14 protein-coding genes are annotated in these 18,033 nt (G+C 40.6%); 2 read left to right on the forward strand and 12 right to left on the reverse strand.

All coding sequences use genetic code 11. The annotated features are described in order from the left end of the window. The first annotated feature begins 4 nt into the window (after positions 1–4). Positions 5–1,201, forward strand: a complete 1,197-nt coding sequence (locus AWW67_RS01480) for an efflux RND transporter periplasmic adaptor subunit (protein WP_071387025.1) — start codon at positions 5–7, stop codon at positions 1,199–1,201. A gap of 79 nt (positions 1,202–1,280) precedes the next feature. Here AWW67_RS01480 and AWW67_RS01485 read toward each other — a convergent pair whose 3' ends face one another. From AWW67_RS01485 to AWW67_RS01505, 5 genes are all read right to left on the reverse strand, one after another. Further along, positions 1,281–3,476 (reverse strand): TonB-dependent receptor, encoded by a 2,196-nt coding sequence (locus AWW67_RS01485; protein ID WP_260311219.1) that lies wholly within the window; start codon positions 3,474–3,476, stop codon positions 1,281–1,283. Positions 3,477–3,524: 48 nt separating this feature from the next. Beyond that, positions 3,525–3,836: a hypothetical protein gene (locus tag AWW67_RS01490; RefSeq protein WP_062299738.1), complete on the reverse strand. Its 312-nt coding sequence runs from the start codon at positions 3,834–3,836 to the stop codon at positions 3,525–3,527. Between the two features lie 72 nt (positions 3,837–3,908). Beyond that, on the reverse strand, positions 3,909–5,969 hold the full coding sequence (locus AWW67_RS01495) for a copper-translocating P-type ATPase (RefSeq protein ID WP_062299739.1): 2,061 nt from the start codon (positions 5,967–5,969) through the stop codon (positions 3,909–3,911). 21 nt (positions 5,970–5,990) lie between these two features. Beyond that, positions 5,991–6,716, reverse strand: coding sequence for a heavy-metal-associated domain-containing protein (locus AWW67_RS01500; protein ID WP_062299741.1), 726 nt, complete (start codon positions 6,714–6,716; stop codon positions 5,991–5,993). Between the two features lie 89 nt (positions 6,717–6,805). Then, complete coding sequence (locus AWW67_RS01505; protein WP_062299743.1) at positions 6,806–7,369, reverse strand: helix-turn-helix domain-containing protein; 564 nt, start codon at positions 7,367–7,369, stop codon at positions 6,806–6,808. A gap of 219 nt (positions 7,370–7,588) precedes the next feature. Here AWW67_RS01505 and AWW67_RS01510 point away from each other — a divergent pair, with 219 nt between their 5' ends. Next, complete coding sequence (locus tag AWW67_RS01510) at positions 7,589–8,056, forward strand: DUF305 domain-containing protein (protein WP_062299745.1); 468 nt, start codon at positions 7,589–7,591, stop codon at positions 8,054–8,056. Positions 8,057–8,116: 60 nt separating this feature from the next. Here AWW67_RS01510 and AWW67_RS01515 read toward each other — a convergent pair whose 3' ends face one another. The 7 genes from AWW67_RS01515 to AWW67_RS01545 all read right to left on the reverse strand — a co-directional run bounded on the left by AWW67_RS01515 (position 8,117) and on the right by AWW67_RS01545 (position 17,880). After that, complete coding sequence (locus AWW67_RS01515; RefSeq protein WP_062299746.1) at positions 8,117–8,569, reverse strand: DUF3347 domain-containing protein; 453 nt, start codon at positions 8,567–8,569, stop codon at positions 8,117–8,119. A gap of 112 nt (positions 8,570–8,681) precedes the next feature. After that, positions 8,682–10,460, reverse strand: a complete 1,779-nt coding sequence (locus AWW67_RS01520) for an efflux RND transporter periplasmic adaptor subunit (protein ID WP_062299748.1) — start codon at positions 10,458–10,460, stop codon at positions 8,682–8,684. 4 nt (positions 10,461–10,464) lie between these two features. Beyond that, positions 10,465–11,685 (reverse strand): hypothetical protein, encoded by a 1,221-nt coding sequence (locus AWW67_RS01525; RefSeq protein WP_062299749.1) that lies wholly within the window; start codon positions 11,683–11,685, stop codon positions 10,465–10,467. A gap of 3 nt (positions 11,686–11,688) precedes the next feature. Further along, complete coding sequence (locus AWW67_RS01530; protein WP_062299750.1) at positions 11,689–12,174, reverse strand: TlpA family protein disulfide reductase; 486 nt, start codon at positions 12,172–12,174, stop codon at positions 11,689–11,691. Beyond that, positions 12,171–12,749, reverse strand: coding sequence for a DUF2911 domain-containing protein (locus AWW67_RS01535; RefSeq protein ID WP_053224936.1), 579 nt, complete (start codon positions 12,747–12,749; stop codon positions 12,171–12,173). The genes AWW67_RS01530 and AWW67_RS01535 overlap by 4 nt, the downstream gene beginning before the upstream one ends. After that, positions 12,746–14,137, reverse strand: a complete 1,392-nt coding sequence (locus tag AWW67_RS01540; RefSeq protein WP_062299752.1) for a TolC family protein — start codon at positions 14,135–14,137, stop codon at positions 12,746–12,748. Before AWW67_RS01540 ends, AWW67_RS01535 begins: the two co-directional genes overlap by 4 nt. Continuing rightward, positions 14,134–17,880 carry an efflux RND transporter permease subunit gene (locus AWW67_RS01545; protein WP_062299753.1) on the reverse strand — a complete coding sequence of 1,249 codons (3,747 nt, stop codon included), beginning with the start codon at positions 17,878–17,880 and terminating at the stop codon, positions 14,134–14,136. The genes AWW67_RS01540 and AWW67_RS01545 overlap by 4 nt, the downstream gene beginning before the upstream one ends. Positions 17,881–18,033: the final 153 nt, after the last annotated feature.

Genomic DNA, 18,033 nt, shown 5'->3' on the forward strand with positions numbered 1-18,033 from the left:
ACAGATGAAAAAGACGACAAATAAATATATCAGAAATGCATTCCTCTTAGCACTTGTTGTGCTTACCATGGCATGCGGTAACAATTCAGTTGAGTCTATAGAAATTGGAGGAGAAGAAGGCGAAGAGCACCTTGAACTTACACAGGCCCAATACGATCAGGCCGATATTCAAATAGGGAGTATCAAGAAGCAAATTATTGGTTCGGAATTAAGCGTAAATGGAGTGATTGACGTACCGCCACAAAGTAATGTTTCGATTAATATGCCCTATGGTGGTTTTGTGAAATACACAGAAATGTTGCCCGGCACACAAGTGAAAAAAGGTCAGTTATTGGTGGAAGTCGAAAACCCAGAGTTTATCCAATTTCAGCAAGAGTATTTGGAGAGCATGGCCAACCGCGAATTTCTAAAAACTGAATTCGATAGACAGGAAGCCCTTTATGGGGAAAATGTAGCATCAGGTAAATCTTTTCAGCAAGCTAAAAGTACGTACCTAATGAATGAGGCCAAACTTAAAGCCATGGAGCAGCGGCTAAAACTCATAGGCTTTTCACCAGAGAAAATTGCTGGGGGCGAAGTAGCTTCTTCCGTTAAAATATATTCACCAGTGTCAGGCTCTGTGCGCGATGTGTACACCAACATTGGTAAATATGTGTCGCCTCAAGATGCCATCATGGACATTACAAATGCTGAAGATTTACACGTTGAACTCACGGTGTATGAAAGTGATATTCCTAAAGTGAAAAAAGGTCAACGTATTCGTTTTAACCTTACCAACTCAAACGGGCCAACCCTCGATGCTGAAGTGTTTTTGGTGGGCAGCGGGGTGCGAGAAGATCGCTCTATGACCGTGCACGGTCATATGGAAGAAAAATATGAGGGATTATTGCCCGGTATGTATGTTTCCGCCAATATTGAATTAGGCAGTCATGAGGCATGGGTAGTGCCAGACAACACCATCGTGCGTTTTGATGGTAAACATTATGTATTTGCTTATGGTGAAGAAAAAGAAGAGGCTGGTACCACTATGCACGAATTTGAAATGCTAGAAGTGGTAAAAGGCAATACGGAGGAGGGCTATACCGAAGTTACTTTTACTGACCCTTCTATCGAAATGTCGGAAGTGCAGTTAATTATTAAAGGCGCTTATGCCTTATTGGGAAAAGCAAAGAATAGTGAGGGCGGAGGTCATGGTCACTAAGAACTGATTTATCCTTCGTTCCATTTTGACGAAAATTGATAAGCCACGCTCCAAAATTAATGAAGCGTGGCTTTGTTTTTTAATGATGTTCAGAATGCCCAAAATCAATGATCACCCCAAAGTTCACCACAAAACCTTCTAGTGGTGCCCAGATGTCTAAATCAGATGGACTCATGTTTGAACCTAAATCGATGTTTTCGAATTTAGATTGACGTGTGTCAGAGAAGTTTTCGAAGTTACTGTAGAGGCTGATGTGCTTGAATTTACGTAACACCATTAGACCCGTAATCCAGTAATTATCCGTTCTGGTCAAATCTCTTCTGTATTGTTCGCCAGTGTAGTAAGCCTCTAGCCCAATTCTCCATTTCCCTTCTTCTTCATATACCAAAACAGCCCCAATGTTATGCTTGGCCGTCAATGGCTTTTGGTCATCGCGGTTATCAAACTTCTCTTTTGCGTCTATTAAGGCATAGTTGAAGAACAATTTGAAATCATTGTAGGTCAATTTTAGGTTAGTTTCCAATCCCTGAGAGCGCATATGGTCGCCAGCATTTTCAAACCTAAATGAGTTTGTAAGCGGAACTTGACGAAGCGCCAATGGGTCGTTTAGTTGGGTATAGAAAAACAACTGATTTACACTGAAGGTCCAACGTTCGCCAATGGCAGTTTTGTAGTTGATATCGAAGTTTCCACCAAAAGATTTTTCGGCATCAAGGCTGGTTAAGTTCGAAGCATCCAAGCCTCTGAATGATAATCGCTCGGTATCTTCTGTAAAGATGGTTGGCGTTTTGTATCCAAGCCCACCGCCTAGTCGGTATGAGAATTTGGAAGCAGGATTGTAGAAAAGTGCTACTCTGGGAAGAGCAAACCAACCATAATCATTGTTATGGTCAAGCCTAACTCCTGATTCAATAGAGAATGTTTCTGAAACTTGTTCTACTTGTTGAATAAAAGCACCAGCTGTAATTTGCTCGTAATTACGGTTATTGTTTGTTCCGCTGTCTTCCGTAAAGTTGTCAGAATAAAGATTTGCGCCTACAATCCATCTGCTTTTGTCTCTTCCGAAAGAATAGGCTGCCTCGCTGAAAGTGGCGTATTGCTGACCATTAAACGTCAAGCTTGGCTCCTGAATAGTGCGGTCAAAACTCAACAAACTGTTTTTGATCGTGAACGACCTGTTCGCATCCCAATTCTTCTCATAACTCAACTGGTAAGAAAGCCTATTGGTGTTATTCTCTTGTAAATAAGCGTTTGCGTTACTTTGTTCCGCATCAATAGCGTCTAAATTTCCACCCAGTCGATCTTCGAAAGTACCACTTAGAGCCAGTCTGATTTTACTGTCTGCACTTGGGTAATAAAAGAAAGTAGGGTTGAAGGTTAAGGCTTTTGATTCAGGGATGTCGGAGAAGTTGTCATCATTTACATCGTAAGCGTTTTGTAAACCTCCAGAAGCAAATAAGCTCATTCCGAATTTATCATTTCGTTTGGCGTAAAAGGTGTTCACGGTTGTGCCTCCGGCCGAAGTTTGATCTAGCATTAACCTAAACCTTGCTTCATCTTCGGGCTGAATACTTACCAAGTTTACCAAACCCGCAATGGCACCACCACCATACAAAGTGGCATTACTGCCTTTAATAACCTCAACTTGTTTTAGGTCTAAAGGTGGAATTTGCATAATGCTTAACCCACCAGAAAAACCACCATAAAGTGGAAATCCATCTTTTAAAAGCTGAGTGTAACGTCCGTCTAAACCTTGAATTCTGATGCTCTGATTGGCCGAGCTTGGTGAGGTAATTTGCATTTGAATGCCCGTGCTTTCGCGAAGCAGCATGGCAATGTTGGCCGATTTCATCACTGCTTTTTCTTCCAACTCCTCTGTTCCTAAAAACTCGATTCGGGTTGGTATTTCTTCAATGCTTCTACTAGAACGGGTGGCTGTAACAATGGCTACTTCCTCATGCTCTTCAGTAGCCGATTCCATCATGATTTTGATGGTTTCGTTACCTACTTCACTAAAAACATAAGTGTTGGTTTGTGTTTCATAACCTACAAAAGAGAAACGAACTTCTACTTGTGTTCCATTTAAATTGGTGAGCGTAACAAACCCTTGACTATCCGATATTCCGCCTTTGGTAGTGCTTACAAAAGCTGTAGCTCCGACAAGTGGTTCGTTGGTTTCTTCATCAAAAACCTGAAACCTAATGCTGTTTTGACCAATGGCCATATGGGTGAAAAGCATCATTAATACAGATGCTAAAAAGAATCTTTTGATCATTTTTTAATTGAATTTGAATTGAAAATCTAACTGTATTCTGAACGAATACTAGATTTTAGGAGGCTGCCAAATTTCAAATAGCGGAGGGGTAATACTTCCCGATACTTCAACTATGAAATCAACAGGTGGGTCGTTTTCTGGCATTTCTAGAAATACGTAGGTTGAAGTGAGTGGAATGTGACAGCAGGCACAGGCACAAAAAGGAGTGCAAGTGTCTGTTTCTTCATGCGAATCTATTGGCTCAGATTCTGCGTGAATTCCATTCTCGTTTGCACAGTTATCTTCTTCCCAACCTTCGGCACAGGGCATAAGGCTAAAAAAGAGAATTAATAAGGCCATGAAGGTCTTTGACCACTGCATGTCACAAATCTAATTCAAGATACCTTGCAATAGTGTTTCAAATGGATATTTATTTAGTTGAACTTAATTATTTCAACCTTCTTTATTGCTGATCTGTTTTTTCAGAAGCTGTGCATTTACTGCACATACAATGGTGCTTAAACTCATTAGTGCGGCCCCCACGGCTGGACTAATCATAATGCCCTGGTTAAAAAGTGTTCCGGCAGCCAATGGTATTGCTACCACATTGTAGCCAGTGGCCCAAACCAAGTTTTGTATCATTTTACGGTAAGTTGCTTGTCCAAATTCTATCAAACGTGTGATGTCTTTAGGGCTACTTTCTGTTAAAATAATATCTGCTGTTTCGGCAGCCACATCGGTACCTGACCCAATTGCTATTCCTACATCGGCTTTGGCCAATGCCGGTGCATCGTTTACTCCATCGCCAGTCATTGCTACAAAGTTTCCTTTCTGTTGAAGCTCGGTTATGATTTCGGATTTCTGATGTGGCAATACTTCACTGTAATAACCATCAAGCCCTAATTGATCGGATACAGACTTGGCGGTTTGGCTGTTATCGCCAGTGGCCATATAGGTTTTAATTCCTTTTTTCTGAAGAAGATGGATGGCATCTTGACTTTCATCTCTAATGCTATCGGTCAGTTTAAGGTAACCTGCTAAAGTGTTTTCCTTTAATATAAAAACTACAGTTTCAGAGGAATTGTCAAATGCTTCATTCGGTATTTCAAGACCAACTTCCTTCAAGTATCCAGGGCTAACTATTTTGAATTGTATGTCATCAATTAGAGCTTCAACCCCCTTTCCTTTTTCTGCCTTAAAGCTGCTAATGGAAGGCAAGTTGAGTTTTTGTTTTTTGGCGTGCCTCACAATACCTTTAGCAATAGGGTGCTCCGATTCTTGCTCTATTGCTGCGGCAACAGTTAACAACTCATTTTTGTCTATGTTGCTATCCATTACACAGATTTCTTTCACACCAAATTCACCTTTGGTCAAAGTGCCTGTTTTATCAAAAACAATGGCGGTAATCTTTCTTGAGTTTTCAAAGGCAGTTCGGTTTCTGATCAACAGGCCGTTTTTGGCTGAATAGGTAGTTGAAATGGCTGATACCAAAGGCACAGCAAGCCCCAAGGCATGGGGACATGTAATGATCATGACCGTGACCATGCGTTCCAAAGCGAAGTTGAAATCTTGATCGCTAAAGAACCACCAATAAATCAGGGTGGTTAGACCGCCAATTATAGCCACATAGGCTAAGGCTCCAGCTGCCTTATCTGCTAGGTTTTGTGTTTTCGATTTTGTTTGCTGTGCTTCCTTTACCAGTTTAATTACCTTGTTCAGATAGCTGTCTTCGCCAGCGGTATTCACTTTTACTTTAAGCGATCCATCAATATTGATTGCACCTCCGATCACTTGATCATCAATGGTTTTACTAACAGGCTTACTTTCACCAGTAAGTGCGCTTTCATCCAATTCGCTTTCACCTTCAACAATAAGCCCATCTGCTGGGATTTTTTCTCCGGGTTTAATAAGTATAATATCTCCTTTGTGTATCTCATTCAGTTTAATGTCTTTAACCCCATCTTCTGTAACTAAATGGGCTTCAGAAGGCATAAGCTCGGCCAGCTTTTCTAACGCCTTCGAAGCACCCATTACAGATTTCATTTCGATCCAATGACCCAAAAGCATAATATCTATTAGGGTAACCAATTCCCAGTAGAATACTTTTCCTGATAAACCGAAAACAACTGCTGTGCTGTATGCCCAAGCTACGGTGATGGCTATGGCTATTAGTGTCATCATGCCAGGCCCTCCCTTCGAAAGCTCATCTTTCAAGCCTTTTAAAAAGGGCCACCCTCCATAAAAGAAAATGAATGACGATAGGGTTGCTGAAACATAAGAAGCACCAATGAAGGTAAATTCAAACCCAAAAAAACCTTGAATCATGGGAGAAAGCACCAAAACGGGGATACTGATTAAAAGACAGATGTAAAAACGTCTTTTAAAGTCTTCAATCATACTTCCATGATCGTGACCACCATGACCATGCCCAGCTTGACTATGGTGGTCTTGATGATTTTTATGCGCGGAATGATCATGATGCGCATGATGATTTTCGTGATTCTTATGTTCCATAACTCAAGAATTAAAGTTTAATTATATCAACATAAATGCCGCCATTGCCACCATGGTAACGTCTTCGACAACAGTTACTGTGCTCATAGGAAGGTTGAATACATCGCCAAGGCAAGCGCACTTAATTTTTCGTTTGTTCAAGTTACTTTTTACTACTCCAATAGTGCTTACGCCCAGTACTATTACAGTGGTCCAATTGGTAATGTTGGGATTCCAATTTGTAAGATAAGCCAAGCCCAAGACCAATTCAACAAAAGGATAGATGTAGCCCCATCCTTTCCATTTTTCAGCAACTATATCATACATTCTATATGAATCGGCAAAACCTTGAAGGTTGAGTAGTTTAAAAAAGGAGAAAACAATAAAGAAGCCTGCCATAAAATAGCGCATCCATAGCATTCCAGAAAATGAATCTAAAGGGGTTTGGGCCAAAACGCTTACTCCTGCTATAAAAGCAACAATTAAAAGAAGGGGCTTATAGGTGGTAAAAAAGCCTTTTGGTTCTTCTTCCATGGTCATTGTGCTCATGGGGTTTGAGTGTACTTCGGAGATGGTATAATTACCTTTTTCTGATAGTGCGGATTGAAATTGAGCGGTGTTAACATGACTATTCATTTTGATGGTTGTTATTCCATCTGCCAAGTTTATGTTGGCTTCTGTTACTTCAGAGAAAGCTTCTAAAGTTCTACGCACTTTGGCTTTGCAGCCTTCACAAGTCATTCCGGTAATTTGATATTGATGTTCCATTTTTGATTTAGAATTTGTTGGAACAAAGGTGGCGAAGTGGAGAAAATGATGGCGTACACAAAATCAGATTAGATGTACACTTTTTCTAGCTAATGGTAATCTATAGATTTCCGAAGTCCTAACTTTTTAAACTCCGATGGTGTCATACCTGTGGTTTTTTTGAATTGTGCCGAAAGGTATTGCGCACTGTTATACTCCAGCTGGTCAGCTATGATGGCCAAGCCCAGCTGATCATAAATGATGAGCTCTTTGGCCCGCTCAATTTTTTGAAGAGTAATGTATTGGCCAATGGTTTTTCCTTCTAAAGAAGAAAATAATTCATTCAGGTAAGAGTAGTCATACCCCATTTTTGAAGATATAAAAACGGAAAAATTCTCATTCTCTTGCTTTAAACCTACGCCATGATGAATTTCATTAATAATGAGACTTTTGATTTGCGTTACTCGTTCTGATTTTTCATTGTCGAGTAACTCAAAACCAAGTAATTGGAGTTGGTTAGCAAGTCGCTGTTTTTCTTCATCTGAAATAGGAGACGCGAGTTCTACTTCTCCAAGTTGGATGTGGCTTACTTGAGTGCCAAGTGTATTAAAAACTGCGTTTTCTACTGCTTTAATGCAGCGATTACATACCATGTTTTTTATGTGCAGTTTCATGATCCCAATTTATTAAAATGGAATGGCATATTTGGGTGTTCTGTGGTTTTTTCTCCCTTAAACATGAGGTTCGTTTTCTACATAAAAACTGAAGGAGTGTGGAGAGATTGCTTAGGAGTTGCTTCTTTCAATAATGATGATTTCGGCATGGTTTTTTGGTTTGAGTGTTTGATAGATAGGTTGTTTTAACCTGCTGTTTTTAAGCTAAATCATGTTGTTATGAATAACCCAAACCAAAAATCATCACCCTACATAAAGTTTTTATTTATGATGCTCGTCTCATTTATGATGATGTACGGAATCATGTTTTTAAACGTGGCCGAGATAGACCACATTTTGTTAAGCACCACCCGAACTTACATGAGTTTACTGATGGTAGCTCCAATGGCTGTTAGTATGATGTTGTTTATGTGGGGAATGTATGAAAACAAACGACTTAATACGGTGATTATTTCAGGGGCTGCAATCGTGTTTATTGTTGTATTAACTGCATTGAGAACGCAAACTCCAATTAAGGACGTACAGTATATGAAGGCCATGATTCCTCACCATTCTTCGGCCATCATGGTAAGTGAAAATGCAACGTTTGAAGATCCTGAAACTGCTGAATTGGCAAAGCAAATTATTGAGGCCCAAGAGAAAGAAATTGCTCAAATGAAAAGAATCATTGAGCGGTTGGAAAAATAACTTGGTAATTTTGGGATAAAGTAGAGCAATCTACTTTATCCCGAATTTTTGAGATTGATTTTACTGATTGATAGTTTCTTGAACACTTCCACAATGAAGCATTCTATCACCGAAATATGGATTGTTTACTTGCTCTTCGGCTGCTAACCAATAGGCTCCTTTGTTGTTAAAGGCCATAGGACAATACTGCTTGTAGAGCACAGTTTCAGAACCGCCTGCTTTTACAATTGAATACATATTTACAGATAGGCCTTCGAATGCAATGCGTTGAGCCGCTACATCGGTGCTGGCGGCTATGGTTTTCAAATCCGCTGTTAAAGCGTCATTGTTATTCACTTCTAAAAATGCTTTGGCTGCTGTTTGCGCTTGTGCAGGATTAGTGGCTACAAGGGCATCTTTTAGAGCCAAGTAGTTTTCTACCAAGTTTACTTTTGCTGTTGATTTTTCTTCTTTGTTTCCACCGCAGGCAACCACTGTGGCTACCAATGCGATTAATATAATTGCTCTTTTCATGTTCTTTTTAGTTAAAAGGAAATCAGCAATCAGTGTATCAGTTTTTGATTGCTTTTTTCCAAGTATGATTAATTGTTGTTTTCGTTTATTTCTAAAGTCTATTATCTAGCGTCTAATGACCAATCACCGACTCCACACTTCCGCAGGTCAGCATCATGTCTCCAAAGTATGGGTTAATAATGTTCTCGTCTTTGCTTATCCATGTTGCTCCTTTGTTGTCGTTTGCCATAGGGCAAAACTGAACGTAGAGTGGATTGTTAATGTCTGTGCCGAACGACTCAATGGCATTGATTAGGGCTTTAGAAAGATTAATGAATTCTAGCCTTTGTTGGTCTCTGTCGTTACTTCCTTCTATTTTTTTAAGGCTTTCATCCATTGGGTTCAGCATGGCCATCCAGTGCGTATGGGCTTCACCTTTGGTCAGGCTCATATTTACTTTCGAAAGCTGCTCCTTCATTTTCACAGCTGCACTTTTAATGCTATTTGCCTCACCTTTTACCATTTTATCCTTTAAGTCGATATAGGCTGTGGCTACTGCTCCAAGCTGTTTTTGGAAAGGAGCCACCACAAGACTTTTGAAATCTTTTGATTCGGGTAAAGTGACTACAGGAAAACCAGAGCTAGAGGCTTCTGCTGTATTTTTTCTAGGATTCATCATGCTTATTTTGCCTTTGAGCTGCGACTCAGAGTCTAAAGTGAATGCGCCATTGGTGACCACTTCGTCACCGATAGACAGGCCAGATTTTACTTGATAATAGTCGCCTGAAGCATCGCCTAAGGTTACTTCATTCAACATAAAGTATTCGTTGCCTTCTTCATTCACTTTGGTGTAAACTACAGAACGTTCGCCTGTCCATAAAACAGCTGATTTAGGCACCATCAGACCACCACTTTCTGAGTTCATGGTTACTTTACCTTTCAAGAAAACATCAGGCTTTAGTGCCCCATTCGCGTTATTAACATCTACCCGAACTTCTACAACTCTGCTGTTTGCATTTAACACCGGCTCGATAAAAGCTATTTTTCCTGAAAATTGCTGGCTAGAAACTGACCTTGTGGTGAAGTCAATTTGCTGACCTACACTTAAATTTTTTAAGTCTCTTTCATATACTTCAAAAACAGCCCAAACTTTAGTTAGGTCAGTGATTTCCAGAAGCACTCCACCTTCATTAAGGTGGTCTCCATTGCTTACCATTTTCTTGGTTATAATTCCATCATAATCAGCAAGTAAATCGAAGGTACGCATGGGTTTATTAGAGCTTTCAATTTTCTGAATCTGCTCCATGCTCAACTTCCAATGGTGAAGTTTTTTACGCGCAGCTTCGAGCAAAATAGGGTTTGAACCTTCTACCTTTTTGGCTTCAATGAGTTCTTCTTGCGCAGTAACCAATTCGGGCGAATAGAGTTCGGCTATTTTGTCGCCTTTGCGTACGGTTTCACCCTCAAAGTTTTTGTACAGTTTTTCAATTCTGGCAGCAAAATGAGTGGTTTGTACATTTACTCTGCGTTCGTCTGCTTTTACTTTTCCGTTCAATACTAACCCTGTTTTAGTATTTCCGCTTCCAATAATGGAGGTTTGAATATTGGCCAATTGAATTGCTGCATTCGACATTTTCAGCATTTTCGGATTGTCGCTACCGCTTTCTTCCTTTAAAGGAATTAAATCCATACCGCAGAAGGGGCAATCGCCTGGTTCTGGCTGCCGAACTTGAGGATGCATTGAGCAGGTCCATAGCCCAGAAGCGGTTTGCTCTAACTTATGACCTTCACCTTCATGCCCATCAAGCTGGACAGTGGGGTTGGGGCTTCCTCCTAAAAACAGTGCTCCAATAAGTAGCCCTAAACCGAGGGTTACTAAGCCTGTTATTACTATTGATCTGTTTATTTTCATCGGCTTATAAATTAACTTTTGCTGTTCTCACCATTGAAGTCTCACCAATTTCTGTCCACGAAACATAAACATCTTCCTTGTTGCTGGTGAGCACAGGAAATCCGCTGCTTCTTGATGAGGATGATTTGGCTACTTCCATTTTTTGAAGCAACTCTCCTTTTTGATTGTATTGTGCTAACATGATTTGTGCTGCGTCATTCTTGGTTTCCATATAGCTTACCAATACCGTTTGGTCTGGCAGCATAGTAGCATCTACTCTTCCGCTTGTTATTTTTTCACTCACTACAATTGGGGCTGAGAATGTAGCGCCTGCATCGGTTGAAATGGCAAGTTTAACAGTAGGAACGCCTCCGCTGGCGGTAAACCAAGCTACTGCAGTGTTTTGACCGCTTGAGGTAACTGATGGGCCATTTACTGGGCAACCTGCTATTTTCCAATCGTCTGCATTAATGATTTGTGGTGCTGTCCATTCGCCATTCACATAGCGTACAATCGACATGTCCCTGATTTCTTCTTCGGAACGATTTCTATAAACTACTACAGGGCCGTTGTCTGTCATGGTAACAGATGTTTGGCAACAATCGCATACACGATTGTCTAACTCCCATTCTTCTAATATCTCTCCTGTTCTATCAAAAATAGCGGCCCTTAGCGTCATGGCTCCACCTCCCATTGAATGGCCATCTGCACTTTCGTGTCCTTCACCTTTGGTAAACCTTCCGTCAAGCCAAGTCGCTATCATTCTGTCCTTATCAATAGGCATCATGCTCACGAATCCATGTTCTGCGGCTATGTTGTCTTTGTGTGGAATAAACGATTCCATCCAGTTATTTCCAGAATTACTAGCTGTGGTGATATGCACATCGTAATCGTAAGTACTCTCGGTTCTTTTTTGTAGCCAATGTGCGGCCATCCAGTCTTCATTGACAGCAATGGAAGGGAAATCGGCCCAGTTCAAAAACCAGTTGCCTCCTTCTGCTATCTTTTTAGGAGAAGTCCATTGGCCATTTTCTAATTTAGAAAACGAGAGAATCGCTTTTTTTTCTTTTTTCTCAACCCACGATAAATAGACGTTTCCTGCTTTGTCAGTAAAGAGGTTTGGTTCTTGGCTTCCTTCTGCGGCAGGACTATCAATATTGGTAACTGTAGGCTCTACTTCCTTTGCCGACTGGCAGGAAGAGGCTGCAACAATTGCAATGATTAAAATTGAGTAAATCTTTTTCATGGTTTAATTTTTAAGGTGGGATTTGAACAATGAAATATTTTCTGGGCTGTCCCATTCTTTGGCGCCCATGTGTTCGTAAACGAGATTACCTTTTCCGTCTATAATGTATGAGGCTGGAAGAGAGTATATATTGAGCGCTTCAAGCCCCATTCCTAACTTGGCAAAATCGAATGTGTAATCATTTTTTGCAATGAAGCTTTCTATTTTATCATGCTCTTCATTAGAAACAGCAATGAATACATAGCCTTCGTTTTCCAATTTTGCTTTAGCCCTTTCTATTGAAGGCATTTCTTTCAAACATGGGCCACACCAAGTGGCCCAAACGTTTACAAAGGCCATTTTTCCGTTTAAATCTGCTACGGTCAGTGCTTTACCGTCCATGGTTTTTAAATCTAGCTTATCGAAAAATGGCTTCTCTTCTTTAGCGTTATTGCAGCCTACAAGTAGTCCGATAAGACCAAAACTCACTATATATCGAATGTAGGTCATGATGTAGCTATTTTGAATGATACTTTTATTTCAGCCCAACTGATTGAAATTTCTCCGGTATTGTTATCTACAGAATTAACCTCGTAGAGTAAATGTTCCTGAATAGTTTCTAGTTTTTCAGGCACCAGCTGTAGTCTTAAAACATCCTTAGCTTGGTCATAGTTGTCGGCCAAATGCTGGTTGTAATCGGTGTTTATGATCAACGTCCATTCATTTTTGTCCGGTATGGTAAACAAGGCGTATTTGCCTTTGCTTACCTTATTTCCATTAAGCTCAACATCGGTAGAAAATTCTATAGAAGTGGCACTGTGCGCTCCTGTTACCCATACTTCATTATAGGCAACCAAGCCTCCATAAATATTTCTTCCTCTTACTCCTGGTGAATAATAGTCTATTTGTACCTGAGTGTTTCCAATCGTGTTTTTGGCGGAAGCTGCTGGGCTTTTGGGCTTAGCTACTTCTTCACTGGCTGTAGGCTCTTTAAGCTCTTCAGCCTGCTTCTTTTCTCCAGCGCATGCATAAAGCATAAAACTTAGCGCAATGCTAAAAAGTAAGGTTATAGTTTTCGGTTTCATTTGAATTGGTTTAAGGTTGAACCAGTGAGGTACTCTCTCTTGTAAAGCGCCTCTCTGTGTTTGATTTTAGATTTGATTTTGGTTAGCTGTAACTGCAATAGCTTTTGTTGCGTGGCCAATAAGTCTTCGAAATTACGGTTGTCATTAGTGTATTCACTGATCAGAATACTCAGTAAAGTCTGTGTTTTATTTACCTCACTATCAATTTGATTCAGCTCTTTAAGTGCCGTTTGAATATCAAATTCAGTAGTGTTCCAGGTGTTTCGTAGCTGATTTTGTAAACCGTAGTACTGTCCTGCAATCACTTCTTTTTTAAGCTCGGCTTCTTTAATAACAGATTGATTCTTCTTACCGAAAATAGGTAAGCTAACAGTTAACATGGGTATTAACACATCTTTACCGTTATCGGCCATGGTCATGTCTTTGCGCTTGTTTACCATCACATAATCTAAGCCTACACCTATATTGGGTTTTCTTTTGAGCTGGGCAAGAATAACCTCGCTGTCTACGGCTTCTAAATTTGCTTGCGCGGCCTTAATTCCTGGTTGATTAACCAATACTGAGTCTAATGAGGCATTATGCTGGCTATTAATTTCCAACGACTCGTTGATAATTACCTCGGTATTTAAGTCGCGGTTCAGTAAGGTATTGAAATCTCCAAGTAGGCTAGCTTTTTTAAGCTCAAGTAATTCTAGTTTCGTCTGCGACTGTTCAATGGTAATCTGAACTCTCACCAAGTCTGTTAATGAGACTAAACTAGATTCGTATTTTGTTTTGGTAATGGGCTCGTAAGAGCGAAGTATACGGAGGTTTTCTGTAGTAATCCTTATTTCTTCTTGAACCTCAAAAAGAAGCAGCCATTTTGTTTTCACGTTAAGGAAAAGAAGATTTTTAGCTTCTTCAAACTCTTCGAACCGAGCTTTGGCAATACTTGTTGCTGCTTGTTCTTTGGTTTTGAGTGTACCCATCCACGGAAACATCTGTGAGATGGACAATTTAAGCTGTTGAGCACCTACACGGGTTTCTACTGGAGAAATGAAATAACCAAAACTTAAATTTGGGTCTGGTAAAACCCCTTGTTGATTAGCATTTTCTAAGGCAACTAAGTATTGATTGTATTTGGCTTTTAGAGCTGGATTTTGCTCTGCGGCAATCATGAGGTAATCATTAAGAGGGGATTGAGCCCGAAGGCCCATTCCCATCAATATCCATACACCACAGATATAAAAAATGTTTTTTCTTAAGCGAAAATTAACAACGCTTTTTAGTTGATATTCAATAGTTTGAATGTTTGAAAGTAACTGAAAACTCACTAACTGAATAAGCTTAATGGTAAGAGCGGTATATTTGTTTAATTGATATATTAAATTGTATGATGGCTGGTTCATAGCGATTTCATTTTTAATGTTGATCGGAACTGTGCATCCTTGTAAAAAGAGTAAAGTACAGGTACCACGAACAGTGTAATTAAGGCAATAAGCATTCCTCCAAAGGATGGAATCGCCATTGGGATCATCACATCAGCCCCCCTTCCTGAGGAAGTCAAAACAGGCAATAATGCTAGTAGGGTAGTGGCGGTTGTCATTAAACAAGGGCGTACTCTTCTTTTACCAGCTTCAATTACCAAGGCTCGAATTTCATCTTTATTTAGGTTCTCCTTTCCTTCAAAAGATTGGGTTAGGTAAGTGGCAATTAAAACACCATCGTCCGTAGCAATTCCAAACAGCGCAATAAAACCTACCCAAACCGCTACACTTAAATTGATTGGGCTGATTTGAAACAGCTCTCGCATATTGGTGCCGAACAAACTGAAGTCGAGGAAGCCATCCCAACCATATAGGCCTAACATTAGGAATCCTCCGCCAAAGGCTACTGCAATTCCAGAAAACACCATAAGCGTAACAGGTACCGATTTGAATTGAAAGTAGAGGATTAGGAAAATAACGGCCAACACAATTGGAATAACTATGGCAAGCCTAGCTTCTGCTCTTTGTTGATTTTGATAATTTCCAGCAAACTTGAATGATACCCCAGCTGGAACTTTCAGTTCACCGCTTTCAATTTTTTGGTCGATTAAGTTTTGCGCTTGCTCCACCACATCAGTTTCGGCATACCCCGTGTTCTTGTCGAATATCACATAACCCACAAGAAAGGTGTCTTCACTTTTAATCATTTGAGCGCCTTGAGTGTACTCTATACTGGCCAATTGCCCAAGAGGAATTTGGCCATTTGAAGGGGTTGGAATCAAAATGTTTTTGAGTGCCTCAGGGTCATCTCTTAATTCTCTAGGGTAACGAACTCTGATCGGATATCGCTCTCTACCTTCAACGGTTTTGGAGAGTTCCATGCCTCCAACCGCTACTTGTAAATATTGCTGCACTTGTACAACGCTTAAACCATAAAGTGCCAGTGCTTCCCGATTTAAGTTGATCAGCAAATAGGGTTTTCCTACAATTCGTTCAGCAAAAACCGATTGCGTTTTTACCGAAGGCACTTCTTTCAGAATATCTTCAAGCTGTAGACCGAATGCCTCAATGGTAGCCAAATCTGGGCCTTTTACTTTTATGCCCATAGGCGCTCGCATGCCGGTTTGCAACATCACAAGACGAGTTTCTATGGGTTGTAATTTTGGGGCTGAAGTAACGCCCGGTAAACGAGTAGCTTCTACAATTTCATTCCAAATATCATCTGGGGAAGAAATATGGTCTCGCCACTGGCGAAAGTATGAGCCATCTTCATCGGGAATTAAGTTGCCTTTTTCATCGCGTATAAATTCTCCATCTTCCTTCTTAAAGCGAAGCCTTCTTCCGTTTTCATCGGTGAGGTATTCACTTTTGTAGTTGATGATGTTTTCGTACATCGAGATGGGGGCAGGGTCTAAAGCACTTTCGGTTCTCCCCAATTTCCCTACGACAGATTCGATTTCAGGAATAGCAGTTACCGCCATGTCTAGAGTTTTGAGCACTTCAAGATTTTGCGCCATTCCTGCGTGAGGCATACTAGTAGGCATTAGAAGGAAAGAACCTTCGTCTAATGAAGGCATAAACTCTTTTCCAATACCTGGGAAAGTATGACTCAGGTTTGAATAGGTTTTGTTCGTGCGAACTGAGTCACCGAAAGTGGCGGGAATAAAGCCAAACACCTTATCAAACCCCTGCCAAATGGTGATTCCTAATAAAACAATGAAAGTCGGTACAAGTAGAAATTTCAACCTGTTTTGTAAACACCAATCCAGAATTCTTGGGTAGAAGTGAATAAACAGATTAAAAAAGCCTAAGGTGATTCCAATTATGAGCGCAACGAAAATAAAGTTGACCAAGCCACTTACTTGAGCCCCAAGTGGCATCCATTCTTGACTTAGTAGTATAGTAATGGTCAATAAAGAAATGGCAATAGTCCCGTATTTCAAGAAGCCAAGAGAGGGAACAAAATGGCGAATGATATTTAAAATACCGAAGGCAATCAATATCCAGCCGGCAAAAGAATAGGATAGAGTTAAGGCCCAAACTCCAAAAGCAATTAGCCCAATGTTGAGTGCTAACTTTAGGTTTTTGCCTTTAGGTTTAAAGCCAATGCACCAATAAGCCATTGTGGGCAGAATGATTAGGGCAACAATGATGGCCGCAATCAGCGCGAAACTTTTGGTGTAAGCCAAAGGAGAGAATAATTTTCCCTCCGCAGCCTGCAAAGTGAACACGGGAATAAAACTGACAATTGTAGTTAGAACAGCTGTGATAATGGCCGATGCAATTTCTTGACTAGCCTCTAAAATTGTTTTCAAAAGCGGCTGATCCTTCTTCTCATTCAAGTGTTGCGTAATGTTTTCGGTGAGCACAATCCCCACATCCACCATAGTGCCAATGGCAATGGCAATTCCTGATAGCGCCACAATATTGGCATCTACACCAAAATAGCGCATGGCAATAAAACACATGAGTACAGCAATGGGAAGCAAGCTGGAAATCAGAATTGAGGCTCTTAGGTTAAAGAGCATCACCAATACCACCACAACCGTAATTAGAATTTCCAGCGTTAACGCTTCTTCTAAAGTGCCGATGGTTTCCTTAATCAACTTGGTGCGATCGTAAAAAGGCACAATGGTAAGTTTGGAAACGGTGCCATCTTCCAATGTTCTTGAAGGAAGGCCTTGACTGATTTCTTCAATTTTTAGCTTCACATTATCAATCACTGCCATTGGGTTAGCTCCATAACGAGCCACTACCACACCGCCCACAGCTTCTGCTCCCGATTTATCCAAAGCACCTCTTCTGGCCATTGGCCCTAAAGAAACATGGGCCACATCTTTGACGAGAATTGGTGTATTCGAATTTGATTTTACAACCGCATTTTCTAAGTCAGCAAGACTTTTAACATAGCCTAACCCTCTTACTAGATACTCTGCTCGGTTAATTTCTAAAGTTTTTGCTCCAATATCTTGGTTCGATTCCTTTACAGCCTTGACCACTTCATCTAAAGAAACACCATAACCTTCCATGGCATTTGGGTCAATGTCCACTTGGTATTCTTTGACAAAACCACCCACAGAAGCAACTTCCGATACACCTTCGGCTGAGGCCAGAGCATACCTGACAGTGTAGTCCTGAACCGTTCTAATTTCTTGTGGATCCCACCCGCCAGAAGGGTTGCCATTCTCGTCCCTTCCTTCAATTGTATACCAAAAAATTTGACCCAACCCTGTAGCGTCAGGCCCTAAGGCAGGCTGTACTCCATCAGGTAAAAGGCCTTTGGGCAACGAATTCAGTTTTTCTATAATTCTACTTCTGCTCCAATAGAATTCTATGTCCTCATTGAAAATGATGTAAATGGAAGAAACTCCAAAAATTGAGGAACTCCGAATGGTTTTCACCCCTGGAATACCCAATAAGGAAGAGGTAAGCGGGTAAGTGATTTGGTCATCAATGTCTTGTGGCGACCTTCCAGCCCATTCGGTAAAAACGATTTGTTGGTTCTCACCAATATCAGGAATAGCGTCTACGGGTACAGGGTCTTTGGGTAGGTTGATATCCCAATCGAATGGTGCTGTTACTAAGCCCCATCCCACAAAGGCCACCATAAAAAGAAAGGTGACAAGTCGGTTTTCTAAAAAGAATTTAATTAGTCTATTGATCATTGAAATGTGCGTTACAATCAGAAAATGACGGTTTTGCCCAAGGGAAGGGCAGATCAGCACAAATCAATTCAATTAGATTTTATTCCAGATTAAAAATGGAATAAGATGGCTTTCTAAAAAGGCACAGCTAAATCTAACCTATGATAAGGCTGA

The organism is Roseivirga seohaensis, assembly GCF_001592945.1.
Lineage (GTDB): Bacteria > Bacteroidota > Bacteroidia > Cytophagales > Cyclobacteriaceae > Roseivirga > Roseivirga seohaensis.